The sequence below is a fragment of the Urechidicola vernalis genome (assembly GCF_031846385.1).
Lineage (GTDB): Bacteria > Bacteroidota > Bacteroidia > Flavobacteriales > Flavobacteriaceae > Urechidicola > Urechidicola vernalis.
The window spans coordinates 750,032-776,096 of record NZ_JAVRHV010000001.1; the positions used below are offsets into that span (position 1 = coordinate 750,032).

Here is a 26,065-nt window from a genome sequence, read left to right on the forward strand (position 1 = left end):
TTTAAATTAGTTCTTCTGATATCGCCCATTTTTGCCAAGCATAGATATGCCAAACACCCCATGCCTGATGATGTTTATCTATCAAAAAATCATGTACATATTCGTGCATCAATAGTATGCTTTCATCCGAAACCCCATATATAGGTTTTTTCAATACTGCTTCAGTCACATCCTCTAGTAATTCATTCCGTAACCAATCTTCAACAGGCACAGAAAACCCCTTTTTTTTCTGTGATATCAAAGTATTTGGATAATAGACCCTCATCATCTTTTTTAAGACTTCTTTCAACCTAAACTTACCATTTTTGAATTTAGGCAAATATTTCCATGCCGTTCGTATTGTTTTCAATTCTAAAAAAGGCACACGCACTTCTAAACCATGTGCCATACTCATTCGATCAACTTTAATCAAAACACGTTGCATATGCCCATAAAATTCATTCCAACGCAATTGATGCAATAATTGCTTTTTAGAACCTTTCTGAAATGTATACAACTCTTTAAATTCCTCCGAAAATGACGTGTTTGGAAATAAGTTGTTTAGCGATTTAAACGGGATATGTAATTGTTTAGATAAAATAAATGCCTGAAGACTTTTATTTGTATAGGGCGCCCAAGAATGATAAATCTTCATTTTAATCAACAAGCGAACCAGAGGCTTTCTAATAAAAAAAGGAATCGAAAACCACCATTGCCTTTGAAGTACGTCGGTCATTCTTGGATATCCAAAAAACAATTCATCTCCTCCATCACCCGATAACATCACTGTATGTCTTTTCCTCGCCTGCTCTGAAATTAAATAAGTCGGAATACTAGAATAATCACCAAAGGGCTCGGTAAAATGCTTAAAATGAGTATTAATTGATGACAACACCATTTGCACTTCTAAGACTTCCTCTTGATGTTCTGTACCAATATGTTTGGCGTAAGCACGCGCAGCTTCACGTTCATCATATTTTTCCGAATCGACACCCAATGTAAACGAAACAATTGTTTTTTCATGTTCCCTTGCCATTGCACTTATCAGTGGACTGTCAATACCTCCACTTAAAAATGTAGCCAAAGATACATCGCTCATCATCTGGCTTTTTATACTTTCATTTAATTTGGCATGTAAACGCGTTTCAAAACTTTCAGACGCCTCCCTAGAATATGACTCATAATCTTTATTAAATGTGATCAATTGTTTTTGCTGGATGTTTCCGTCACCATTTATGAATAGCAATTCACCTGGATTTACTTGATAGATATCCTTATAAATGGTATTTGGTGCCTGCATATAACCAACTCCAAAATACTCCTTCACTATGTCTTGGCGTAAAACCTTTACATCCTTAAAAAACGGATGTTTCCAAATTTGATTAAACTGAGAAGCAAATACAACCCCATGTTTTGAGACTCCATAAAAATGAGGCTTAATCCCGGCAAAATCACGTGTTAAAAACAACATATTGGTATGTGTATCTAGAATTGCAATAGCAAACATCCCATTTAAACAAAGAATTGTCTGTTCAACTCCCAATTGATCTAACATATGAACCAAAACCTCTGAATCTGAAGTTGACCGAAGCCCTGTTATATTATGGATATCAATCAACTCCTTAAAATTATAGATTTCACCATTAATCACACATAAGTAACGTCCAGACGGACTACACTTTGGTTGATTCCCGTTTACCGAGGTATCCAATACCGCCAAACGATTAAAACCAAATTGATAATTATCGCTTCTTTCAATAATGGTAGTGTCCGGTCCTCGTTGTTTGGATAGTGACAACAAAATTTCAAATTCATTAGACTTCATTGGTGCAGTCCCATTTATCAAAAATTCTCCTAAAAATCCACACATTCTATTCTCTATTATTTTAAAAGTCTAATCATCCGTAAATAAGAGCTACACTTAGTTCTAACCTTATTGAAGTTTAATAGAGCGTTTTTCAAATTGTCTTTATATCGTTTCAATATATTCTTTCTCAAAGATTTTGCCAACTCAGTTGAAAAATACTTTTTACACATTCTATAAGTATGTGCATCTAGCATCATAGAGCGCTCCCCTATTTCTCTCGCCCCACCATAAGGTACCTCCGCGTGCAATAACTTAGCTGACGAATTATACCAGATAGCATAGCCTTGTATATAAAGTTTTAACGCCATATCCCGATCTTCTCCTGCACCAGTCGGATCAAAGGACTCATCGAACCCATTAACATTTTCAAAAACAACTTTCTTTATGGCCGAACAACCGGCAGGGAAGGACAAAGTAATTCTAGAACTAGGAGAATCTGGATTTCTTGTAAGCACTTTAATAAAATTAATCCCGTATGCTTTTAACATATCACTGTCCTTCCTTTTAAAATTACCTTCCTGATCACATACTGCCCCAGCAACCCCATCAAATCGATCATGGATAATCGGATTTGTTATTTCTCGTATAAAATCTGGATATATTCGTGCATCATCATCTAAAAAAACTAAAACCTCTCCTTTGGCCTCTTTTGCACCAATATTACGAGACACACAAGGACCTAAGGTTTTGGAAATAAAATGCGCACAGCCATCTATATTCTCAGGTATATCAGATTGATCCACCACAATTACCTCAAAATTAGAAACATCTTGATTTTTAAGATCTTCTAACATTAAACGAATGTAGTCATAACGATTCCGTGTAGGAATAATCACACTTATCAAAGGCTGTTTTTTTACCAAAAATTTTATTTTATTCTTTTATTAAATCCTGAACTTATTTCAGGACTCTTCATTCTTTTAACAAACATTATCAGAATCCAGTCATCACCAATTTACCGTCATCTACCTTTTGTATTCTGTCATTCAATAACTTAACAATTCTACGACTTAACCTATTCACAAATAATGCCTTCCCATATTCTTATTCACCTCTCTACTCCTCAAAATCTTATTAAATCTTCGCTCAAATATCAGGTATTTTTTTAAATATCCGAAGACATTTTTGAAGTGACCTTTTCTCAAATTTCGTAGTGTAACTTTTAATTGTTGTAATCTTAAGTTATTTCTTTCTTTCAACGCAAAATTTTTATTAATATCGGCTGCTTGAACATATAATTGCTTGATTTCTTGATTAAAATATGCTTCAGAAAACAATGGCGCCTTATTTCCTTTTCGAACAGTACTATCGTGATATATACAGGCATCTGATACCACCCCAATCTTTAAACCATGAAATATTACGCGCTGACAATAATTATTATCTTCACCATAATGATAAAACATAGGGTCAAAACCACCGATGGCTTCCAATGTTTTCTTTGGTAGCAGCCATGCAGCTGCGTTCACAAACGACACCTCAAACATTCCTCCCTCTTGATTTTTAAGTGCAGTTACTAAATCTGAATTGGACTTTGAAAACAAATCAAAATAATACTCCAAGTTATCGCCATTCCAATTATAATGCACTGGACTAATAATTCCATATTCAGAATTCAAATCAGAGTATTCTAACAACCGTTTAAGCGTATGCTTTTCTACTTTTGCATCTTGATTTAACAATAACACCAAATCCGCTCCTGCATCTAATGCATAAGATATCCCAATATTATTGGCCTTGCCAAAACCTAAATTTTCAGATTGTTCTAATAAATAAACTTTTGAAAAATATTGCTGAATCAAATCTACTGTTCCATCTGTACTTGAATTATCCACCACAACTACTTTTTGGGGCATGGAACTCGATGCCAATGAATCTAAACATGCTTTAATCCACTTTTCACCATTATATGTTACAATAATCACATAAATCATGAACTTTTATGCTTTTTAATTTTCAATATATCATATCGAAAATAACGATATAACTTTATCAATAAATTGAATCTCATTATCAAAAGCCATTTAAAATTAACATGTAAATACCAAAAATAGTCTCGATACAATAGCCTATAAAACAACTCCTTATCATTACTTTTGTTACGATGGTTCACAAAAGACGCTTGATCTTGATGTAAGCGAAAACGAACTAAACTTTTTTTTAAGAAAGCAACGTCATACTTTTTAAAAATACGCAGACAAAATTCATAATCTACCAACTGAAACATCTCCTTATGAAAACCACCTATGGTGTTGAAAGACTCTTTCGAAAACATATAACAAGAAGGTTCTCCTATTATATTAATTGGTTTTAATTTAAAGTTAGGTGATTTTAATAACGATCTTCCTTTTCTTACGACTATATCTTTATCCGGTAAATCAAGATTCACCTGTAAATCATGAAAATTTGAAATCCATCCTTCTGTAAACCTATTCGACAAATCCGAAATAATACTTCGCTTTGAAGTAACCAATCCAACACCTGCATTTTCTTCAAAAACCTCCACCATTTCCTCCACACAACTAGGTTCAAATACATCATCCTGAAACAACAACTTAATGTATTTCCCTTTTGACTTTTCAATACTATAATTCCAGTTTGCCGCAATACCCCGTGGCTTATGATGAAATATATGAATTGGAAATTTACTTTGTGGTTTGAACTCCGCTATCTTTTGTAATGTTCCATCGCTTGAATTGTCATCCGACACCACAATCTCTATATGATCATAGGTTTGTTGATTCAAAGAATCAAGTGCTTCCAAAATAAATTGGGCACCATTATAGGTTGGTATACAAACAGAAACCAATGGGGTATTATGTAAACTTTCCTCTTTAATAATTTTAACTATTTCTTTTAAACATTCGTCTTAACTGCAATCCTAATTGAAAAAGAGAAGAATTTAGAATACGTTCGGCTTTTTTATAATTTGCTGAATGAACCTTGCTATACAAGGCTCGACGTTCTCGCTCCAAATCAATTGGGTTTCCAAAAACACTAATATAAGTATCCATATGGTTTTGATACAATTGCCCCATACTTTCTTCGTAAAGTTCTTTTTCTGTATCCAATAAATTAGTAATAGAATTGGACGTATGTGTTCTATAATAATACACCACTTCTGGTATCTGAAACACTTTCCCGTCTGGCTTTAATATTTTGATCCAAATATCCCAATCTTCGAATCGATTACCCTCTGTATAACCTCCAACCCGATCAAAATCAGATCGCTTATACATGGAGGAATTAAACAGCATATTATAAATCAGAAAAAGTTTAAATGAATAGGGCGGCAAATTCCATTTTCCAGTTTTATCTCCAATTAATTCCGCTTGTCCATACACCAGTTTTAAATTAGAATTATTTTCAAAACAAGCCACTGCCTTTTCCATATAATTTGAATTTACTATATCATCCGAATCCAAAGGTAAAATATAAACTCCTTCTGATCTTTGAATCCCGTAATTTCGTGCAGCAGCAGCTCCACCATTGGCTTTATAATAGTATTGAAATCGATCGTCCTTTTTTAAATACTCATTTACAACTGATTTGATAGCATCAATGGATCCATCATCAACAATGATACACTCCCAGTTATCATAAGATTGCCTTAACACTGAATCTAAGGATTCAGAGATTAAATGTGCCCGATTATAAACCGGCATTATCACAGAAACTAACGGACTATTCATATTATAAAACATTAGATTTGAATGCCTTTTTCAAAAAACCTAAGGCTAGTTTTACTTTTAGCATCCAAAGCAAATGTACAATAATCAATGTAGAATTTTTCAAGGTATAGTTTTTAGTTTTATCAACTAAATACACCAATTCTTTGAGAAGTTCTTCCCGAAATGAATGTTTAAACCTAAAAGGGTATCTTCCTAATAATTTTCTGTAAAAAGCCACACTTGCCTTTCGTTTCAAGCGGAAATTGTCCGATTGACCCGAAATATTCACTGAAGATAACCGTATCATTGCCTTACAATTTGAAAGTGTATAGATAGTTCCAAAATTTGAGAATGTTAACCATGCTAAATCATCACTATGCCAAGCCAATGGAAAATCGAAAAATCCAAATCTCTCATAAACATTTCTTGAAAAAACGTACTCAGACAAGGAACTTCGACTTTGTTTATAAAACACCTTTTCGAACGAACCAATACTACTTTCAATTGTCGGATGCTCATATACTTCGCTTATAGCACCTCCAGAATCATCTATCAATTGACTCCGCAATCGTACAACTGCTACCCCCTTTTTTTTTACCAATTCAAACTGACTGTAGAATTCGTCCACAACCGTTGATGACAACATATCATCATCTCCCAAAATACAAACCCAGTCTTCATTTGATAATAAGCTCATACATCGATTCCAATGACTTACCAACGATACCGCTCCTAAATTATCTGGGAAATTTCGATAGTGAATTTCAATATGTTCATTATAAAACGATATTAATTCGCTAAGATCACTCATGCTACCATCGTTTCCAATGTACACCCTAAAGTTTTGATTGGTTTGATTTTTCAATGAATCCAGCGTTTCTTTAAAAAAATCAATATTATAAAATGGGATTACTATGGCCAGCATCTAGTTTTTATTTAATAAAAGATTTAATTTTCTCTTTTAATCTTTCATAAAATGATTTCTTTAATGATAAATACTTTAATTGTAATTTTTGATACTTAATTTCTAATTCTTTATTCCTATGCAATTGAGTTATTGGATTGTCAAAATGTCTTGCATATAACTTTCTGTTAAAATAAAACAAATCAAATAGGTTCACATTATTCTCTAATGCATTAGAAAACTGATCACTCATGGAATTACCGCTATGTTTTCTATAAAAAAACAATTCCTCTGGAATCTTAATTACTATACTTTCCTCATCTAGATACCTTAACCACAAATCCCAATCCTCTCTTCCAAACCTGAACTTTTCGTTATATTTCCCTACATTTAAAAACTTCTCTTTTTTAAATATTGCAGAGCAAAATATCATATTATCCAACAATAAGTGTTTAAAAGAATAATCTCCCATCTTCCATTCACCTTTCTCTGCACCAAATAAAGCTGCTTTTGAATATACAAGAGAAACCTCTGATCTTTGAGTAAAAATATTTACTGCTTTTGAAACATACGTTTCATGAATTTTATCATCCGAATCTAATGGTAATATTAATTCTCCATTTGATTTATCAATACCAAAATTTCTGGCACTAGCCAAACCTCCATTTTCTTTTTTAAAAAATGAAACACTTTCAGTTAAAAATTGTTTTACAACAGAATGAACATCTTCTGTAGAACCGTCATCTACAATAATTATTTCAATATTACTATAATCCTGATTTAAAGCACTTTGAACCGACTCTTCAATAAATTCCGTTACATTAAAACAAGGGATAATAATAGACACTAATGGATTCTTCATCTTTAATTTCGTATTATTTTAGATATTCTATGATACCCTATCCCTTTCACATTTTGAACTCCAATACTTTGATAAATCATTATCATCAATAAATTATAATAAGAATAAAAATCTAAAATATTAAATTTAAAAGAAACTCTCAGCATACTTAAAAACAGCATCCATTTTTTATGAGGTAATATAAAGGTTTTAAAAACATCTATATACCCGCGTTTTACACTTTTTCTCAACTCATCTTTTGTTAAAAAATTATCCCCATACTTGAAGACATTATTTAATAACCTACAATAAGATTTTACAACCTTTTTAATAAACCCCTTATTATTAACTCTGCTCAAGGAATCTTCAGTTACTCTATAATAACAATCTGGAGTAATGTCTTTAAACAAATGATATTGCAATCTACCTAGTATTAACTTAATCGAATAGTCTACATCTTGAAATCGCTTTAATCCTTCATCAAATGTTACTTTTACATTATTACTTACCAACAAAGATGTAATTGGCCAAGCAGGGCTATTGGATAGAAACTGAGCCAAATAATTTTCTTGTTTGGAATTGTGATATTTGTTAACCAATACATCTGGATTGTTTAAATATGCCATATTAAAAACATAAAAATCTCTAGAAGGAAACTTTTCAATTGTTTTTAATCGATCTTCTAAACAAAAACTTGCTAAAACATCGTCTGAATCTAAGAATACTAAAAAATCTCCTTTCGCTCTTTCTATTCCTATATTACGGCAAGCATTAGCCCCTTTCCTTTTATGCTCTGGTCTAAGTAACAAACTTATTCGACTGTCCTGAGAAATTAGTGCTTTTATAATTTCAAGTTCTTCCTTTTCTGATCCATCATCTACTATAATACATTCCCAATTACTATATGTTTGCATTTTAATAGATTCTAGAGTTAACTTAAAAAACTCGATCCTACCAAAAACTGGGATTATTATTGAAACTAGAGTTTTTTTCATTGAATTCTTCTTATAGCAAAACTTGGTGGAATAGATTGTTCTATTGTTAAAAATACAATTTCCCAATTATTGGTTACACAAAATTCGTGAACTGCTTCAATCACGCCATATTTGTACATTTTCACCCAATTTCCAATAAAATAATCATGACCACAAATAATACCATTGATTTTCACTTTTCTTGAAGCCACTTCTAACTCTTTTTTTGTAGTTGAATAAGAATGGTCAGTATCAATATATACCCAATCAAAATAATGATCATCAAATTTCTCTAGAACCTCAGTTGAATACCCCAGATTTATTTCCACAATACCCTTTTCAATATGCTTTTTATATTTTTCATAAACCAATTCTTTCTTTGCACTATCATACCTTTCTGTATCCCAAACATCAATTAAATGCAATTTACGAGGTTTCGCCTTATCTATTATACACTGCGAGAATTCACCTTTATCAACGCCTATTTCAGCAATAATTGCATTCTTTGGTAGTAAATCAATCATTTCAATACGATTTAATTGAACTTTCAAATTAGAAATATGATATTCTTTTAAATCAAATTTAGGTATACTCTCAGATAATTTCCTTTTTTTCTCTAAATCCTTTAATTTGGCATCAATGATGGTCTTTTTAAAGTTATAAGGAATTAATTTTATTATAAAATCAAACATATTCATTAACAAATTTTAAGCAGTAAATAGATTTGATTTGACTATTCTATTTAAACTTTGAACTTTTTTCAAAACCTTTTCAAACGAATACAAATCTTCCAACACCAATCGATTTTTCTTTTTAATATTTTCTTCTAACTCGGCATTTAATAAAACAATATTAAGGTCGTCTATAGTGTAATGTATAAATTCATTGTCCTTTAAAAATTTATGCACTGGACTTTTCTTATTTATAAATAATGTCGCCCCCATATAACCTAATGTTATTATGTTTCCCATGGCTTGTTGTCTGATATGATTAAAAAATACTATTCTACAGGATAATAAAATTTTATTATACTCCTCTAACTCAATAAAGTTCAATATAGGACTAAAGTTAGCCCCTAATAACTCTTTGCCTTTTAACAATACATAAGTTATATAATCCTCACTTCCTGAATAGCTTAGCGGCACTATTACTTTTCTGTTTTTTAAATTAATTTTAGAGAGTTTAATAAAAACTTCAACATGATTATTAGTTGGATTTGCAGAATTTCCTACTAATATGTTATCTCCTAAACTATAATTAAATACTTCAAAATTCTCCTTATTCAAAAATTCTCTTAAAGTACCATAAGCAAATGGACTAAATTTAAATTCATTATTCAATTGATGGAGGTAGGTCATCTCAGTTTCCAATACAGGAACTACAATTTTCACCTTATTAAAACAATCCTGATACCTTTTAGGGTGGCATTCATATATTTTTTTTAAAAACCAGTTATTTCTTTTATTATTCTTATAATCAGTTTTTCTGAGCCAGTTGTAAATTACACTATTTTGGATTACTTTATTTAAAACTTTTCTTTTAATTGGTTCATGCCTATGAATGTATTTGAACGTTTCTTTTTCATAAATTCTTTGTTTAAACGGAAACCATTGCTGATATAAATCATAGCCCCAACAGTACCAAACAATTAGAACTTCTGGATTAAGCAATTCAATGATTTCAAATTTTCGTTGATTTAATACATGAATATGCACCACTTGTATTTTTTCTTTATGTATGTTTTGAACAAAATTTTTTGAAGCTTTCTCTTCTGATAAATCAAGAGGAATTGCTAAACTCGAATTAACGTATCCGAATGTATTAGAATTTCCTATAACGAAGTATTTATAAACAAAATTAGAAGTATTACTTGCCTCAAATAACTTTATTGCATAATCTACAAACTTGTCATCATCAAAAATATGAATTGCCTTAATCACTCCTTTTTAATTAATTCTCTTAATTATTTTTCCTGGAACTCCAACAACCATGACACTATCTGGAATACTTTTTGTAATTACACTACCCGCACCTATAACAACGTTGTTACCAATTACAATATCTGGTAAAATAGTTGTATTTGCTCCAATAGAACAATTGTTCCCAATTATCACCCTTCCTAAAACAGTGACATTCGGAGCAATTTCTACAAATGCTCCTATTTTACAATCGTGTGTTATAACTACATTATAATAAATCAAGCTCCCTTTACCAATACATACACTATTTGAAATTCGAGCACCGGGTAATATATTAATTCCATTTTTTAATTCAATATCAAAAGACCCCACAGTAATATTAGCACTAATTACTGATGTAAAAACACCTCCTTTAGATGAAAATTTATCATACATCTTTTTTCTAAGTTCTGGATTACCAATTCCTATTGTAAATCTATTATCTACCTTATCAAAAAATTCTTCAACTTGTTTTACTGTATTTAAAATGGAGAATTCATTAAAGAGTTTCTTTTTATTTCTATTAATATCGTCATAAAAAACCAATTTCTTTAAATCATCTTGTTCCATTATAACCTCAAGTACTTCTTTTGCAAAACCTTTTGCACCAACAACTAACATAACTGCTTATTTATTAATGAGACAATAGTACTTAATATTTTTTCATTTAGACCAACATATAATGGTAGGCATAAAACTCTTGTACTTATACTTTCGGCATTTGGCATTGAATACGAATTAATATAGGGAAGTCTATTTAACGAAGGGTAAAAATAACGTCTTGGAAAAATATTATTCTTATTCAACACGTTTTTTACTTTTAGTAGAGTTTCTTCAGATTCTAAAATAATTGGGTAATAACTGTAATTCCATTCCGTATGATTTCTAGTTTTTAACGTTTTCAATTTTTCAAAATTCAATTGCTTATTATAAAATTGAACAACCTTTTTACGCTCTGAGATTATCGTTTCAAAATAAGGTAATACAGAAAGGCCCATAGCTGCTTGCAATTCACTCATTTTTGCATTGGTTCCCAAGCCAAAAAAATTTTCAGCGCCATCATGTCCAAAATTATGATGATAATACATTTTATGAAACAAATCATCCGAACAAAACAAGGCACCTCCTTCACCAGTATGAAACACTTTTGTTGCGTGAAAACTACAGGTGCTCACATCTCCAAAATTAAAAATAGATTGTCCATCATACTTAACTCCAAAACAATGTGCAGCATCATAAATTACTCTTAAATTGTGTTTTTTTGCTATACGGTCTATTGCTACAACATTACATGGGTTCCCAAAAACATGTGTGGCCAAAATAGCAGAAGTATTTTTAGTTATTACGCTTTCTATTTTAGTTTCATTTATCGTTAAGAATTCAGGATGAATATCAACAAACACAGGAGTGCAACCTTCCCAAACAATGCTTGAAGTCGTTGCTACATAAGAAAAAGGAGTGGTAATAATTTCACCTTTTAATCCTAATCCCTTTATAGCAATATGTAATGGTAGGGTACCATTTGCTGTTGCAATTATGTTCTTTGTTGAAAGATAACTCTTTAATTCATTTTCCAATTTAACTACCAATTCCCCTCTGTTTGTTATCCAATTCTCATTCCAAGCATTTTCAAGTTTGGTATTAAACTCAATTTGAGGTGGAAGAAATGTCTTCGTAACGTTTATTTTTGTCTTTCCCATTTAAATTGAGGTTTAATATATCCTGGCTCTCTTCCTTGATAAGTTCCTAATTCTCTTTTCCTTTCCATAACAGAAAAAGTTACAATATTTTTTTTTGCAAAAATTGACTTTTCATGATTATAAACAATGTATAAGGCTATTCCAAAGTTACCCGATTGAAAAAACTCTTTGTAAAAAGAACATTTAATTTGATTCACACCTTCAACAAAGTTTATACTTTTTAAATCATAAAATGAAAAAATGGATTCTCCAAGTTCATCTAATAAATGATATGTAATATGATACTTCTCTGGTTCTTTATAAAAATTGATATTTAAATTTAACTCGATTTCTTCATCCTCAATTATGGGGTCATCATAACTTTTACCGGTATTTCTTATTCCAATTTCGTTAATCTTAAAGATGTCCTTTTTGTGTTCATCATCAAATTTTGCATAGTTTTTTGAATTAAAATTATCAGTACTCAAGTATTGATTTATTACATCATCAACTTCTCCCTCCTTAACTATACAGCCTTTCTCCATTAAAATTGCCTTTGTGCATAGATTTTTTACAGATTGCATATTATGACTTACGAATAAAACTGTTCTTCCTAATTCGCCCCTAGAAATATCTTTCATTTTTCCAATGGCTTTTTTTTGAAATTCTGCATCCCCTACCGCTAGTACTTCGTCAATTATTAAAATATCTGGTTCTAGAAAAGCTGCTACTGCAAATGCTAAACGTACCGTCATTCCGCTGCTGTAGCGTTTTACTGGAGTATCTATATAACCATCACAACCTGAGAACTCAATTATTTCGTCCATTTTATTAGAAATCTCTTGTTTTGTCATTCCTAAAATGGCTCCGTTCAAATAAATGTTTTCTCTTCCTGTTAATTCACCATGAAATCCTGTTCCTACTTCTAACAAGGAAGCAATACGGCCCTTAAATTTAACAGTACCAGCTGTAGGAGAAGTGATTTTTGAAAGAATCTTTAACAAAGTCGACTTCCCTGCTCCATTTGCTCCAATAATACCTAAAACTTCTCCTTTTCTAACTTCTAGATTTATGTTATTCAATGCTAATACATAATCTGACAAATTAGATGTTGTTCTATCATTTAACTCTCCAACCATTAAATAGGGGTCCTCTTTCCCCATTGCCTTATACCAAAGTTTTTTTATATCCTCTTTAATCGTAGCATTACCTACAACTCCCAACCTATATTGTTTGGAAAGATTTGCGACTTTTAGAATAACTTCTTCTTGTTCCGGATTCATTATTAGTTTAATTGACTGTTTTCTTTTTGCACTCTTCTGTAAAGGTAATTCTATTTCTGTGGATAAGCATCATATGCCGTATATTTAGTCAAACCAAAGTGATCAAATATTCGCTGTATTTTATTTAAGTAATCTAAATCATACTCCTTTAAAAATCCTTCTAGATGTTCATTACTATTACTGTTATAATTTCCTTTAAAGTCTGATGAACTTGGTCTTCTAAAATTAATACTTGAAATTATTTCGAGACTTGACTTTATTTTTAATTCTTTCAAAATTTTGCTGAGTTCGTCTTGAGGATTTATTACCAAATCCTCATAAAAAATTGTTAACCATTTATGACTTAGTTTGTGATTTAATATTTCCACATTATTTATACACCACATAGCAATTTGACGTTCTAATCTAGTAGGCAAGGAATTAATATATTCAGCATTTTTAGCATACCTATCATTGTTTTTACCAACTGGTATTCGAAATTTATAACTTTGATCTAGTTCTTCTATTAATTGCTGTGTTTCAAACTTTCCAAAATTTATTAATTGAGATTTACTAGTAGTTATTGGATGCCGCAATAAATAAATTGGTTTACGATTAAAATCAAAAGTTGTTGTCAACCAGGGCAAAATTTGATTTGCTCTAACAAATTTTGTAATTACCAATTTTGAAGAAATCAATTGCTTTAATGAGATATACCTAATAGTCCAATCTGAATATACCGTTAGCTTAAATATATTCTTAAACAATTCAAATTCAGCTCTATTTTGAGAACTTTCTTTAATTTTGGGACGCCACCCAAAACCTAATTGTAAAGGCACAACACCAAAATCAATATGTAAAGGTTCCCAATTAATTACTGTTCTTGGAACTTTTCCTATTAACTCCATAAGCCAAGTACTACCTCCTCTAGGCTCACTAGAAATAATTATTGAATCGTTTAATTGATATCTTTTAAATTGAAGGATTATTTTTATTAAAATAATCCTAATTTTCTTTTTAAACATCATAACTATAATTGATTAATAACTTTTTGATATGATGACATTCCTCTTTGTGCAAACAAATACGAAACTGAAATTACTAATAATAATATTAAATGTGGTAAATAATTAAACTTGGTAATTTTAAATACTTTTATGAATTCAAAATAGAAATCCTTAGATCTATTAATATACAGTAAGTATTTTATGGATTTCAAATACATCTTTAAAGCCCCCTTGAGAGTTTCACTATTTAGTTTCATCTTGTAAACCTGATTAAGAATGTAATATCGTACTTTAATTTCATCATTAATCAAATCAATTTTTCTATTTTTAAAAGCATCAGTTAATGAACTATCGTGTTTTCTAACATAAACAAGAACTTTATCGAAAATGGTAAAAGTGAAATTTGTTCTAATTACTTCTTTAAATATAAACTCAATATCTTCTGCATAACTAAGTTTTTCATTAAATTTTCCTTCCCTTAAAAAAGTTCTATCCCATAGTATTGATTGCAAGTTTATTGTAATTAATCCCGAAACAATACCTTGCTGCAAACTATTATTATTGAAATTGTTAAATGGTTTTATTTGATAATCCTTATTATTCAGATTCCCTCGGAAATAGGAAAAATTACTGATAACACATTTATAACTACCATGTTCTAATATTCTTACCATAACCTCAATCCTATTGGGATGCATTAAATCATCCGAATCGAACCATTGTATTAAAACTCCCTTCGCAATTTCTAATCCGTAATTCCTACAAGAATTAACCCCTTTAGGTCTTTTTTTTGGTCTTTTAACATATAAAATTCGATCATCATTATTAAAAGACTCTAACAATTCATGGGTATTATCTGTAGACCCATCATCAACGATAATACATTCCCAATTATGATAGGATTGATCTATGATTGAATTTAAAGTCTCAGTAATTAAATGAGCCCTGTTATAAGTTGGAATTATGATTGATACTAAATTGCTCTGCATTAAACTCTTTTTAACACTCTAAGTAATAATCTCTTCGAAAAATTAGTATTTAACTTAAACTTAATAATACACCTTTTCGATAATTTATAAAAAAACCATTTTCTAGAATTAATCTTTTTTAACAAATTCTCAAACTCTATCAAATCTTGATTAGAAGCATTATGACTAAGTATTTTTAGCAGAAGACTACTCAAACTATTTAAAACAATTTGAATATTTTCACTATCTCCTGAATCTAAAAAAAACTTTAGAAGTTTATTCCTAGCTCTTAAATAATTTGGGTTTCTTTTCTTAACTACCAAAGTATTACTAATAGATGATGTGTCAGATCTCCGAATAAATGACAAAACTTTATTTGAAAAAATAAAAGATTCTATACCCAGACTATACACTTGTTTACAATGAAATAACCATTCTTGTGCCGCAAGCAAATCTTCATCGAAAGGTTTGCTAGGTAATAATTCTCTTAACCACAAACATGAAGTTGTTTGCCATCCAATGTCAAATCTAATCATTCCAACCATTGAAAGATTTTCTTTTTTATTTTCTTTCCAAAGTCGCCCTTTATTTAATTCTTTCTCATTATAAAAAAAAGAAGATTGAGTTACTGTAATTTTACCTTCATTTCCCTTCATTAAATTTAAATGAAATTGTAACATGTTTGGATGCCATAAATCATCAGAGTCTAACCAATTAATATATTCTCCATTACTTTTTTCAAAACCAAAATTTCGACAAGAATTAGCACCTTTTTGTCGATCTGAAGGTCTAAAATAAACTTTTATTCTTTCATCAATTTGATGGTATTCCTTCAACACTTCTATTGTTTCATCAGAAGAACCATCATCCACAACCAAACACTCCCAATTTTCATAGGACTGCGCTATAACTGAATCAAGAGTAGTCCTAATTACATGTGCACGATTAAAAGTTGGAATAATAACAGAAATTAATGGTTTACTCATCTTACTATTTAATAAGGTCAATTATCATATCGTATCTATAAAGCTTTTTTCCGTTTTATTAAATATTAAAATTCCTATAAATAGGACAACCAAAGTAACTAAAGCGGTATAAACCAATCCACTCATTACAACATTTCCATCCGACAATATCATATATCTAGCTGCCTCTATTACATATGCCATAGGATTGTACTCTACCAACCAAGCGAACTTGGGTAATTTTTCTTGTACCAAACTGATGGGATACATCACAGCCGAAACGTACATTAGTAATTGTACTCCAAAATTTAATAAAAACTTTAAATCGCGATATTTAGTAATCATAGAAGAAATAATCATACCTAAGCCAAGTCCAAGAAGTCCCATTAAAATAATTAATACCGGAAACAATAAACTATAACTATTTAAACTAATTGACGCTCCATTATAAAAATAATACAAATAAAATCCAGAAAGGATTAATAACTGAATTCCAAATCGGAACAAATTGGTGATGACAGTCACCAGTGGCATAATCATTCTGGGGAAATACACTTTGCTAAAAATCCCTGCATTGCCCTTAAATGTATCTGAAGTCCCTGTTAAACAAGACTTAAAATAACCCCAAGTAGTAATTCCTACCATATTGAATAAAAACGGAGGTACAGAGCCTGTATCGATATTGGCGATTTTATTAAAAATTAATGTAAAGGTTAAGGCCGTGAGAACAGGTTGAATTAGATACCAAAGAGGTCCTAATATTGTTTGCTTATAGGTTGTTATTATATTGCGTTTTACAAACAGAAAAAGCAAATCTCGATACTGCCAAACTTCCTTTAGATTTAGACTGAAAAGACTGTTTTTAGGTGTGATTTCATACAACCATTCTTCTTTTGGGGACTCCTCGTTCATGATTGCAAGTTATGATATTCTCTGTAAAACTCCACAAACTTCTTGATGCCTTCTTCTACTTTCGTTTCTGGTTTAAAATCTATATACTCAAATAGGCTTTCTACATTGGCATACGTTCTGGTAACATCTCCTGGTTGTAAAGGTTTAAACACAATCTTTCCTTTTACACCCAATTCCTTTTCTATGGCATGTACATAATCCATTAACTGCACTGGTGCATTGTTTCCAATATTAAAGATTTGATAGGTTGCTTTACTTTTTGATGGCGTTGGTTTTTCGGCATCAAAATTAGGATTGTTTTTTTGAGGAGGCTTTGGTAATAAACGCTTGATACTTTCTACAATATCAGCAACATAGGTAAAATCTCGACTCATATCTCCATTGTTAAACACTTCAAATTCTTTCCCCTCTGTCATTGCTTTTGTAAAAATGTACAATGCCATGTCTGGTCTACCCCATGGCCCATACACTGTAAAGAATCTTAAGCCCGTACTTGGTACATTAAACAGATGTGCATAGGAATGTGCCATCATTTCATTGGCCTTTTTACTCGCAGCATAAATAGCCAAAGGATGATCGGTAGAATCATCTTCATTAAAAGGTATGGCTTCGCTTAAGCCATATACAGAACTTGAGGATGCAAATACTAAATGCGCTATTGGGTATGCTCTGCAGCACTCTAAAACATTTAAAAACCCTGTTATATTATTGTCAACATAATCTTGAGGGTGCGTTAATGAATGTCGTACGCCTGCTTGCGCCGCTAGATTCACAACAAAATCAAATCTTTCGTTTTCAAACAGTTGAATCATGGATTCTTTATCTTGTAAATCCATTTTAACAAATGAAACCAGCCCTTCTCTTCGATCTAAATCATTAAGGTCCGCCGTATCAACATCTAATTCCTGTAAACGTGTTAATTTTAAATTTGGATCGTAATAATCATTTAAATTATCAATACCAACAACATCTAGTCCTTCAGCAACTAATTTCTTTGCTAAATGGAATCCGATGAACCCAGCCACTCCGGTAATCAATACCTTTTTATTTTTCTTCATATCTTTTTAAGACCTGCTTCGACAGGCTCAGCATGATAATTATTTATTACAATCTTAAATGTGATTTTTCCTTAGGCAACATAGATTTCACATCAAAAATCACATGCGAATCCTCTAAATATTCCTCTAACTTAATTTCTTTAAACTCATCATGTGCCACTGCAATAATTACGGCTTCATATTTCTTCTTTATATCGCTTAAAGATGATATTAAATCAATTCCGTATTCATGCTTAACTGCGGAAACGGTAGCCCATGGATCGTAAACATCTACATTTATATCGTATGATTTAATTTCTTCTATAATATCTATGGCGCGCGAATTTCTAATATCTGGGCAGTTTTCTTTAAATGCAATTCCTAATACCAACACATCGGCGTTTTTAACAGGAATATCCTTCTTTACCATCAACTTTACAGTCTCTACGGCAACAAAGGCTCCCATACTATCATTCAATCTTCTACCTGATAATATGATCTCTGGATTGTATCCTAAACTAATCGCCTTTTGCGCCAAGTAATAAGGGTCTACTCCTATACAATGCCCACCAACCAATCCGGGTTTAAATGGTAAAAAGTTCCATTTTGTACCTGCTGCCTCTAACACTTCGTTGGTATCAATATCCATTAATCTGAATATTTTTGACAATTCATTTACAAAGGCAATGTTAATATCTCGTTGTGCATTTTCGATCACTTTTGCAGCCTCAGCCACTTTAATCGATTCTGCTTTATGCGTGCCAGCTTCTATTATTGAACCGTATAATTTATCTACAAAATCTGCAATTTCAGGTGTGGAACCAGAAGTCACTTTTAATATTTTACTAACAGTACGCTCCTTATCACCCGGATTAATTCTTTCCGGAGAATAACCTGCAAAAAAATATTTGTTAAAAACCAAGCCCGAATGCTTCTCGAGGATAGGCACACATTCTTCTTCAGTTGCTCCAGGATATACAGTTGATTCATAAATAACCACATCATTTTTTTGCAACACCTTCCCAACTGTTTTACTTGCTTTATACAAAGGATTTAAATCTGGTTTTTTATTTTCATCTATAGGAGTTGGTACTGTTATGATGTAAACAGATGCTCTAGACAATTCATCTAATTCATTGGTTAAATAAAGTCCTTTCATAGCACTATCAGCCACCAAAACATGCTGTAAATCACTTTTTGAAATTTCCAATGTATGGTCCTTTCCTGTTTTTAACTCATCTATTCTAGATGCGTTGATATCAAAACCGATTACTTTATATTTCTTTGCAAATTCTACCGCTAAAGGCAAGCCTACATAACCAAGGCCAATAATTGCAATCTTTATATTCTTCATTGTAATTGAATCTACACAAATTTAAAATTTATTCAAGAAAATGATTCAAATCTGCTTTATAATTTCCCGAAGTTGTAAACAGATTATTAAGTTTTTAAAATTTAAACATAAGCATTGATACTAAACTTCAATCTTCTTATTTTTGAAGGAAATAACTTTAGCATGAACAAGCAACTAATAGAATGTGTACCAAATATAAGTGAAGGTAGAGATCCTGAAAAGATTCAACTTATTGCTGATACTGTAGAAACTATAGAGGGCGTAAAACTTCTAGATATTGATCCTGGTAAGGCTACAAATAGAACGGTAATTACTTTTGTTGGCGAACCTGAAAAGGTGATAGAAGCGGCTTTTAGATTGATTAAGAAGGCATCCGAACTAATTGATATGAGCAAACAAACCGGAGAACATCCGCGTTTTGGTGCAACTGATGTGTGTCCATTAGTTCCTATCTCAGGAATAAGTTTGGAAGAAACTGCCATATATGCACATAAACTTGGAGAACGGGTGGGAAAAGAACTTGGAATTCCTGGTTATTTTTATGAAAATGCTGCTAAAGAAGAAAAACGAAAAAACCTAGCCAATTGCAGATCGGGTGAGTACGAAGGCTTAAAAGAAAAGTTTGAAGATGAAAGTTGGAAACCTGATTTTGGTCCAGCTAAGTTTAATGATGCTGTTGCAAAAACCGGAGCCATTGCTATTTCTGCAAGAGACTTTTTAATTGCATATAACATCAACTTAAATACTACTTCAACACGCAGAGCAAATGCCATTGCTTTTGACATAAGAGAAGGTGGGCGCGTAAAACGAGAAGGAAATCCTATTACTGGAAAAAAAGTTTTAGACGCGAACGGAGAACCAGTTCGGATTCCGGGGAAATTAAAAGCCGTTAAAGGAATTGGTTGGTATATAGAAGAATATGGTATCGCTCAAATTTCATACAATCTCACAAATATCAGCATTACTTCAGTTCATGAAGCATTTGATGAAACGGTGAAAGCAGCAACAAGCAGGGGTCTTAGAGTTACTGGCTCTGAATTGATAGGTTTAATACCGTTAAAGGCAATGTTAGCAGCCGCAGATTATTTTTTAGAAAAGCAACAAAGATCCAAGGGGATTTCTGAAAGTGAAAAAATTAAAATCGCGGTGAAATCTCTTGGGCTAGATGATTTAAAGCCTTTCCATCCCAAGGAAAAAATCATTGAATATGTGATGGAAGAAGACTCTAAGAAATTGGTGGATTTATCTATTTCTGAATTTGCCGAAGAAACCGCAGGTGAATCAATGGCTCCTGGAGGTGGCTCTATTTCTGCATATGTTGGTACACTTGGCGTTTCTCTAGGGACTATGGTAGCCAATTTATCGGCACACAAAGCGGGATGGGATGACAATTGGGAGTTCTTTTCTACATGGGCTGAAAAAGGACAAGCTTATAAAAACAAACTACTGTTTCTAGTAGATGAAGATACCAATGCGTTTAATAAAATTATTGATGGCTTTAGAATGCCAAAATCTACCAACGAAGAAAAACAACTTAGAAAAACTGCCATTCAAGATGCTACAAAATACGCATCGGAAATTCCGTTTGAAGTAATGAAAACGGCGTTTGAATCTATGGAAGTAATGGAAGCCATGCTAGAACACGGACTGCAAAGTTCGTTGTCTGATGCCGGGGTTGGTGCAATTTGCGCTAGAACTGCTGTTCTTGGAGCGTATTTTAATGTACGTATAAACGTTAAAGATATAACTGACAGAGCTTATGCCGAAAGTTTATTAAAAAATGCCGCCGATATTTATACCAAGACTTTAGAAAGAGAAGCCAACATAATTGCCTTATTAGATTCAAAAATTTAATGGAGTTAGAAATAATAGCATATCAAGAAAAGTACAAACAACACTTTTACGACTTGAATATAGAATGGCTTGAAACTCACTTTTATGTGGAAGAACATGACAAAGAAGTACTAGAAAATCCGCAATCATATATTTTGGACAATGGAGGATTCATTTTTTTTGCTAAAATTGGTGCTGATATTGTTGGAACCTTTGCCTTAATGAATGAATCGGAAGGTTGGGAATTGAGTAAAATGGCTGTTTCTCCAAATTATAGAGGGCGTAAAATTGGGCAGCATATGATGGAATTCTGTATTGATTTTTCTAAGAAAAAAGGATGGAATGAAGTTTTATTGTATTCAAGTACCATTCTAAAAAATGCGCTCTATATCTACAGAAAATTTGGGTTTAAAGAAGTTGCTTTAGGAAATTCTCCCTACAGCCGTGGAGATATTAAAATGGTGTTGCATTTGGATGATTAGATAGTTGGATTATTTATTAGTAACTAAATCGGGGAAGGTGTTTTTTAACTGTATGGTAATCTGATATTTAACCTCTAGATGTTGATTTTTAGCTTTAATGTTTCGCCGAATGCTTATTAAGCTAAACCAGTTAATTTATTAATATTGAATTATGCGCTTATGCGTGTTCTAGTGTTCTGATTTTTAGTGTTTTAATAGGTGTGTTTTGAGTTTTAGCTTTAAAACTGAAGGATTGTATTTATTCAAATACCACCATCTTTAATTGAAAATAGATAACCTTATCAATTCAACACTTTGCTAACTAATAATTTAACGCATGAGTGCTTAAGGTTAGCTTTAACTTGTGGCTTAAGATCTAAATAAAACTTTGAATGCCTAAATCATAACTTTTCAAGCCAAATCCGGCAATAATTCCTTTTGCATTGGGTGCAATGTAAGAAACCTGTCTAAAATCTTCTCGTGCATGCACATTGGATATATGTACTTCAATTACTGGTGTTTCAATCCCTTTAATTGCATCACCTAATCCAACAGATGTATGTGTATAGGCGCCTGCATTAAATACCACTCCGTCATAAGAAAAGCCAACTTCGTGTAACTTATCAATCAACGCTCCTTCAATATTTGATTGATAATACGAAAGGTCAATGCCCGGAAATCTTTCTTTCAACTCTTCAAAATAGTCTTCAAAAGTTTTAGAACCATAAATTTCAGGTTCACGCTTCCCTAGTAGGTTTAAATTCGGTCCGTTAAGAATAATTATTTTCATAATTCAAAAATAGAATAAATTCAATGAATTATTTATTTCGTTCTAAAAATATTCAGATAAGTTTATCTTTACCCTAATGAAATGGAATCACGCCTTAAAAGATTATCAATTATATCTCAAGATTGAAAGGGGTCTTTCTGAAAACTCTTTAGACGGATACACAAGAGACATCAACAAATTAATTCAGTATTTAGACGAAAACACAGACGCCTCTAGTCCCATTAATATTTCTTTTGAGAAGGTGCAGCGGTTTATTTATGAAGCATCTAAATCTATTGAGGCAAGATCTCAAGCACGCCTTATTTCTAGTTTGCGGAGTTTTTTCGATTACTTAATATTTGAAAACTACCGAACCGACAATCCGACCGACTTAATAGAATCTCCAAAATTAGGAAGGAAACTGCCCGACACTTTAGCCATTGAAGATATTGATACACTTATTCAGTCAATAGATTTAAGCAAACCTCAAGGAGAACGCAATAGAACAATTTTAGAAACTTTGTATAGCTGCGGACTTCGGGTAACAGAATTAATTACGCTACAGTTGTCTGATTTATTCTTTGAGGAAGGCTTTATTCGAGTAATAGGAAAAGGAGACAAACAACGATTTGTCCCTATTAACCAACAAACCCAAAAATACATTCAGTTTTATATTGAGAACATTCGAAAACTTATTGATGTAAAAAAAGGATTTGAAGACACCTTGTTTCTAAACAGAAGAGGAAAACAATTAACTCGGAATATGATATTTACTATTGTAAAAAATACGGCTGTAAGTGCAGGAATTAAAAAGAAAATCAGTCCGCATACGTTTCGTCATTCATTTGCAACGCACTTGCTCGAACGAGGTGCCGATTTACGGGCAATACAACAAATGTTAGGGCATGAAAGCATTACTACAACAGAAATATACATGCATTTAGACCGAAGTCATTTGCAAAATGTAATGGAGCAATATCATCCTAGGAGTTAGAGCTACATTTAAAATTTTCTTACAAAAAATTCATAAAAAAAGCGCCCATATTGGGCGCTTTTTTTTACACTAAATTATTACTATTTCGCAATATTCACAGCTCTCGTTTCACGGATTACCGTAACTCTTACTTGCCCCGGATAAGTCATATCATTCTGTATTTTTTGAGAAATACTAAATGACAATTCCGCAGCCTTCAAATCGTTTACTTTTTCACTTTGTACAATTACACGTAATTCACGTCCCGCCTGAATGGCATACGCCTTTTCCACACCAGAGAATCCAAATGCAACATCTTCTAGATCTTTTAATCTTTGAATATAAGAATCCAATACTTGACGTCTTGCTCCTGGTCTTGCTCCTGATATAGCATCACACACTTGAACAATTGGTGCAATTAATGTTTTCATTTCAACCTCGTCATGGTGCGCTCCAATAGCATTGCAAACGTCTGGTTTTTCACCATATTTCTGGGCCCATTCCATTCCTAACAATGCATGTGGTAATTCAGACTCTGTATCTGGCACTTTACCAATGTCATGCAACAAACCAGCACGTTTAGCAACTTTAGCATTTAAACCTAATTCTGCAGCCATTAAGCCACAAAGGTTTGCAACTTCTCTAGAGTGCTGTAATAAATTCTGCCCATAAGAAGAACGGAATTTCATTCTTCCAACCGTTTTAATCAATTCTGGATGCAATCCATGAATTCCTAAATCGATTACAGTTCGTTTTCCAACTTCAATAATTTCTTGATTGATTTTCTTTTCTGTCTTACGAACAACCTCTTCAATTCTTGCAGGGTGAATTCTTCCGTCCGTTACTAAGTTATGCAGGGACAATCTTGCAACTTCTCTACGAACGGGGTCGAAACAAGAAAGGATGATTGCTTCGGGAGTATCATCAACTATAATTTCTACACCAGTGGCCGCTTCTAACGCTCGAATGTTTCTTCCTTCACGGCCAATGATACGACCTTTAACATCATCAGACTCTAAATTAAATACAGACACACAGTTTTCTACCGTTTGCTCTACTCCTACACGTTGTATTGTATTTAAAATAACCTTTCGCGCATCTTGGTCTGCCGTTAACTTCGCTTCTTCTAGAGTTTCTTGTATAAATGCCATTGCGTCAGATTTAGCCTCTTCTTTAAGAGACTCTACCAATTGCTTTTTAGCATCCTCAGCAGACAACCCAGAAATTACTTCTAAGTTTTCAATTTGTTTTTTATGAACCTTTTCAAGTTCATTTTCCTTTCGTTCAACAAACTCTAATTTATGATCAAAATCAGAACTTTTCTGCTCTAAATTTTTCTCCAACTTTTTATTCTTATCGAGCAATTGAGAAACCTGAGATTCCTTATCTCTTATTCGTTTCTCGGTTTCATTCATCTTTTTATCTCTTGATAAAATGACCTTTTCGTGTTCCGATTTTAATTCAATAAATTTTTCTTTTGCTTGTAGTATTTTTTCTTTTTTAATCCCTTCAGCATCCATTTTTGCCTCTTTTAAAATTGAGGCTGCACTTTTATTGGCGCGTTTTATGGTTCCAGAAGCTTTATTTTTCTCTAAAGATTTTGCAATTAAATAGCCAATTGCCAATCCTATAAGTAAACCAATAACAATTGGTATGATCATTTCTTCCATTTTGGTTAATTATTAGATATAAAAAAGCCCACATTAGTGAAGTTTCTACAAACTCCAATTTATACAAATATAGGACTAACGAGATGGTCAAGGATCCGATCTAGTTTCTGAATGAACAGTACTTACGGCTTGCTTTTACAACTACGACTCATCCTTCAGAATTAATTCCTGTTGAGTTCGACGAACAATGACTAATGTAGGCAGTATTATTATTTATTTTAAAGAACTTATTTTAAATGACTTGAAACCAACTGATTTAAAGTCTCTATTTTTTTTGTTGCTTCCTCTAAATCGGAATCCTTGTTAATGGTTTGTATTTCTAACGCAGCAGCAAATTGCAAGGCACACATTGCCAATACATCTTGTTTGTCACTTACCGCATAGTTTTGTTCAAATTTTTGAATCAAATCGTTAATTTTCTTAGCCGCTTTTCGCATACCTTCCTCTTCATTAGCACTATTAACGCTTAAAGGGTATACACGACCACCAATTGTGATTTTAATTTTGAGCTTATCCATTTACAAAGAACTTATTCGCTTATTTGAACGATACATTTGTCAATTTCGCGAATTAGAGCATTTATTTTGAGTTTTGTTTCTCTTGTACTTTCATTACTGCCTTCGATAGTTTTGGCAATTTTCAACAATTGATATGACGCTTCTTTTGCTTCCAATTGTTCTTTATTCTCTGCTAGTTGATTTTCTAATAATACCAATCTAGAATGTAGTAACTCATTTTCTTCCTTTAAAAAGGTATATGTTTCTAAAAGTTTTTCGAGTTTATCTTCCAGTAAATTAGCAACTTCAATTATTTTACTCATCTATTTTCAGAGATATCAAAACTATGTTTCAAATGTAGCATTCTTATCGCAATTTAACAACTATTTAACCTTTTTAAAATGAAAAATAATTAATATACTAACTGGCAAATGCTTAGGTTTTTATAACGTATTAAATAATTTATTTATTACTTTAGCACAAA

General features: G+C 32.0%; 26 protein-coding genes. 3 read left to right on the forward strand and 23 right to left on the reverse strand.

Annotated features, from left to right (window positions below):
- Position 1: 1 nt before the first annotated feature.
- The 19 genes from asnB to RM519_RS03395 form a co-directional block, all read right to left on the reverse strand.
- The gene (gene asnB, locus RM519_RS03305; protein WP_311592117.1) at positions 2–1,849 is read right to left on the reverse strand and encodes an asparagine synthase (glutamine-hydrolyzing); all 1,848 of its coding nucleotides are present in this window, start codon (positions 1,847–1,849) and stop codon (positions 2–4) included.
- Between the two features lie 11 nt (positions 1,850–1,860).
- Entirely contained in the window at positions 1,861–2,709 is an 849-nt protein-coding gene (locus RM519_RS03310) for a glycosyltransferase family 2 protein (protein ID WP_311592118.1), read from the reverse strand.
- Between the two features lie 156 nt (positions 2,710–2,865).
- A complete protein-coding gene (locus RM519_RS03315; RefSeq protein WP_311592119.1) occupies positions 2,866–3,780 on the reverse strand; it encodes a glycosyltransferase family 2 protein in 915 nt (304 codons plus the stop codon).
- A complete protein-coding gene (locus RM519_RS03320) occupies positions 3,777–4,655 on the reverse strand; it encodes a glycosyltransferase family 2 protein (RefSeq protein WP_311592120.1) in 879 nt (292 codons plus the stop codon). Before RM519_RS03320 ends, RM519_RS03315 begins: the two co-directional genes overlap by 4 nt.
- A 34-nt stretch (positions 4,656–4,689) precedes the next feature.
- Positions 4,690–5,538 carry a glycosyltransferase family 2 protein gene (locus RM519_RS03325; RefSeq protein ID WP_311592121.1) on the reverse strand — a complete coding sequence of 283 codons (849 nt, stop codon included), beginning with the start codon at positions 5,536–5,538 and terminating at the stop codon, positions 4,690–4,692.
- 1 nt (position 5,539) lies between these two features.
- Complete coding sequence (locus RM519_RS03330; RefSeq protein WP_311592122.1) at positions 5,540–6,442, reverse strand: glycosyltransferase family 2 protein; 903 nt, start codon at positions 6,440–6,442, stop codon at positions 5,540–5,542.
- A 7-nt stretch (positions 6,443–6,449) separates the two neighbouring features.
- On the reverse strand, positions 6,450–7,283 hold the full coding sequence (locus RM519_RS03335) for a glycosyltransferase (protein ID WP_311592124.1): 834 nt from the start codon (positions 7,281–7,283) through the stop codon (positions 6,450–6,452).
- Between the two features lie 2 nt (positions 7,284–7,285).
- Positions 7,286–8,257: a glycosyltransferase family 2 protein gene (locus RM519_RS03340; protein WP_311592125.1), complete on the reverse strand. Its 972-nt coding sequence runs from the start codon at positions 8,255–8,257 to the stop codon at positions 7,286–7,288.
- Positions 8,254–8,928 carry a class I SAM-dependent methyltransferase gene (locus RM519_RS03345; protein WP_311592126.1) on the reverse strand — a complete coding sequence of 225 codons (675 nt, stop codon included), beginning with the start codon at positions 8,926–8,928 and terminating at the stop codon, positions 8,254–8,256. The genes RM519_RS03340 and RM519_RS03345 overlap by 4 nt, the downstream gene beginning before the upstream one ends.
- A 15-nt stretch (positions 8,929–8,943) precedes the next feature.
- Complete coding sequence (locus RM519_RS03350) at positions 8,944–10,176, reverse strand: TDP-N-acetylfucosamine:lipid II N-acetylfucosaminyltransferase family protein (protein ID WP_311592128.1); 1,233 nt, start codon at positions 10,174–10,176, stop codon at positions 8,944–8,946.
- Positions 10,177–10,182: 6 nt separating this feature from the next.
- Positions 10,183–10,815, reverse strand: a complete 633-nt coding sequence (locus tag RM519_RS03355) for an acetyltransferase (RefSeq protein ID WP_311592129.1) — start codon at positions 10,813–10,815, stop codon at positions 10,183–10,185.
- A complete protein-coding gene (locus tag RM519_RS03360; protein ID WP_311592130.1) occupies positions 10,809–11,894 on the reverse strand; it encodes a DegT/DnrJ/EryC1/StrS family aminotransferase in 1,086 nt (361 codons plus the stop codon). The genes RM519_RS03355 and RM519_RS03360 overlap by 7 nt, the downstream gene beginning before the upstream one ends.
- Entirely contained in the window at positions 11,876–13,156 is a 1,281-nt protein-coding gene (locus tag RM519_RS03365) for an ABC transporter ATP-binding protein (RefSeq protein WP_311592131.1), read from the reverse strand. The genes RM519_RS03360 and RM519_RS03365 overlap by 19 nt, the downstream gene beginning before the upstream one ends.
- Before the next feature lie 50 nt (positions 13,157–13,206).
- Entirely contained in the window at positions 13,207–14,163 is a 957-nt protein-coding gene (locus RM519_RS03370; protein WP_311592132.1) for a sulfotransferase domain-containing protein, read from the reverse strand.
- A 2-nt stretch (positions 14,164–14,165) separates the two neighbouring features.
- Positions 14,166–15,131 (reverse strand): glycosyltransferase family 2 protein, encoded by a 966-nt coding sequence (locus tag RM519_RS03375; protein WP_311592133.1) that lies wholly within the window; start codon positions 15,129–15,131, stop codon positions 14,166–14,168.
- Complete coding sequence (locus tag RM519_RS03380) at positions 15,131–16,096, reverse strand: glycosyltransferase family 2 protein (protein WP_311592134.1); 966 nt, start codon at positions 16,094–16,096, stop codon at positions 15,131–15,133. Before RM519_RS03380 ends, RM519_RS03375 begins: the two co-directional genes overlap by 1 nt.
- 24 nt (positions 16,097–16,120) lie before the next feature.
- A complete protein-coding gene (locus tag RM519_RS03385) occupies positions 16,121–16,987 on the reverse strand; it encodes an ABC transporter permease (protein WP_311592135.1) in 867 nt (288 codons plus the stop codon).
- Entirely contained in the window at positions 16,984–18,045 is a 1,062-nt protein-coding gene (locus RM519_RS03390; RefSeq protein ID WP_311592136.1) for an NAD-dependent epimerase/dehydratase family protein, read from the reverse strand. The genes RM519_RS03385 and RM519_RS03390 overlap by 4 nt, the downstream gene beginning before the upstream one ends.
- Positions 18,046–18,091: 46 nt before the next feature.
- Positions 18,092–19,378, reverse strand: a complete 1,287-nt coding sequence (locus tag RM519_RS03395) for a nucleotide sugar dehydrogenase (RefSeq protein ID WP_311592137.1) — start codon at positions 19,376–19,378, stop codon at positions 18,092–18,094.
- A 162-nt stretch (positions 19,379–19,540) separates the two neighbouring features.
- On the opposite strand from RM519_RS03395, the gene ftcD reads away from it, so the two are divergent.
- Entirely contained in the window at positions 19,541–21,232 is a 1,692-nt protein-coding gene (gene ftcD / locus RM519_RS03400) for a glutamate formimidoyltransferase (RefSeq protein ID WP_311592138.1), read from the forward strand.
- The gene (locus tag RM519_RS03405; RefSeq protein WP_311592139.1) at positions 21,232–21,693 is read left to right on the forward strand and encodes a GNAT family N-acetyltransferase; all 462 of its coding nucleotides are present in this window, start codon (positions 21,232–21,234) and stop codon (positions 21,691–21,693) included. The genes ftcD and RM519_RS03405 overlap by 1 nt, the downstream gene beginning before the upstream one ends.
- Before the next feature lie 355 nt (positions 21,694–22,048).
- Here RM519_RS03405 and aroQ read toward each other — a convergent pair whose 3' ends face one another.
- A complete protein-coding gene (gene aroQ / locus RM519_RS03410) occupies positions 22,049–22,462 on the reverse strand; it encodes a type II 3-dehydroquinate dehydratase (protein ID WP_311592140.1) in 414 nt (137 codons plus the stop codon).
- Positions 22,463–22,538: 76 nt separating this feature from the next.
- Between aroQ and xerD the strand changes: the two genes are divergently transcribed.
- Positions 22,539–23,435: a site-specific tyrosine recombinase XerD gene (gene xerD, locus RM519_RS03415; RefSeq protein WP_311592141.1), complete on the forward strand. Its 897-nt coding sequence runs from the start codon at positions 22,539–22,541 to the stop codon at positions 23,433–23,435.
- A gap of 80 nt (positions 23,436–23,515) precedes the next feature.
- Here the strand turns inward: xerD and rny are convergent, their stop codons facing one another.
- The 3 genes from rny to RM519_RS03430 form a co-directional block, all read right to left on the reverse strand.
- Entirely contained in the window at positions 23,516–25,084 is a 1,569-nt protein-coding gene (gene rny / locus RM519_RS03420; protein WP_311592142.1) for a ribonuclease Y, read from the reverse strand.
- Positions 25,085–25,311: 227 nt separating this feature from the next.
- Positions 25,312–25,602, reverse strand: a complete 291-nt coding sequence (locus tag RM519_RS03425; RefSeq protein ID WP_311592143.1) for a cell division protein ZapA — start codon at positions 25,600–25,602, stop codon at positions 25,312–25,314.
- An 11-nt stretch (positions 25,603–25,613) separates the two neighbouring features.
- On the reverse strand, positions 25,614–25,904 hold the full coding sequence (locus RM519_RS03430) for a hypothetical protein (RefSeq protein ID WP_311592144.1): 291 nt from the start codon (positions 25,902–25,904) through the stop codon (positions 25,614–25,616).
- Positions 25,905–26,065 lie beyond the last annotated feature (161 nt).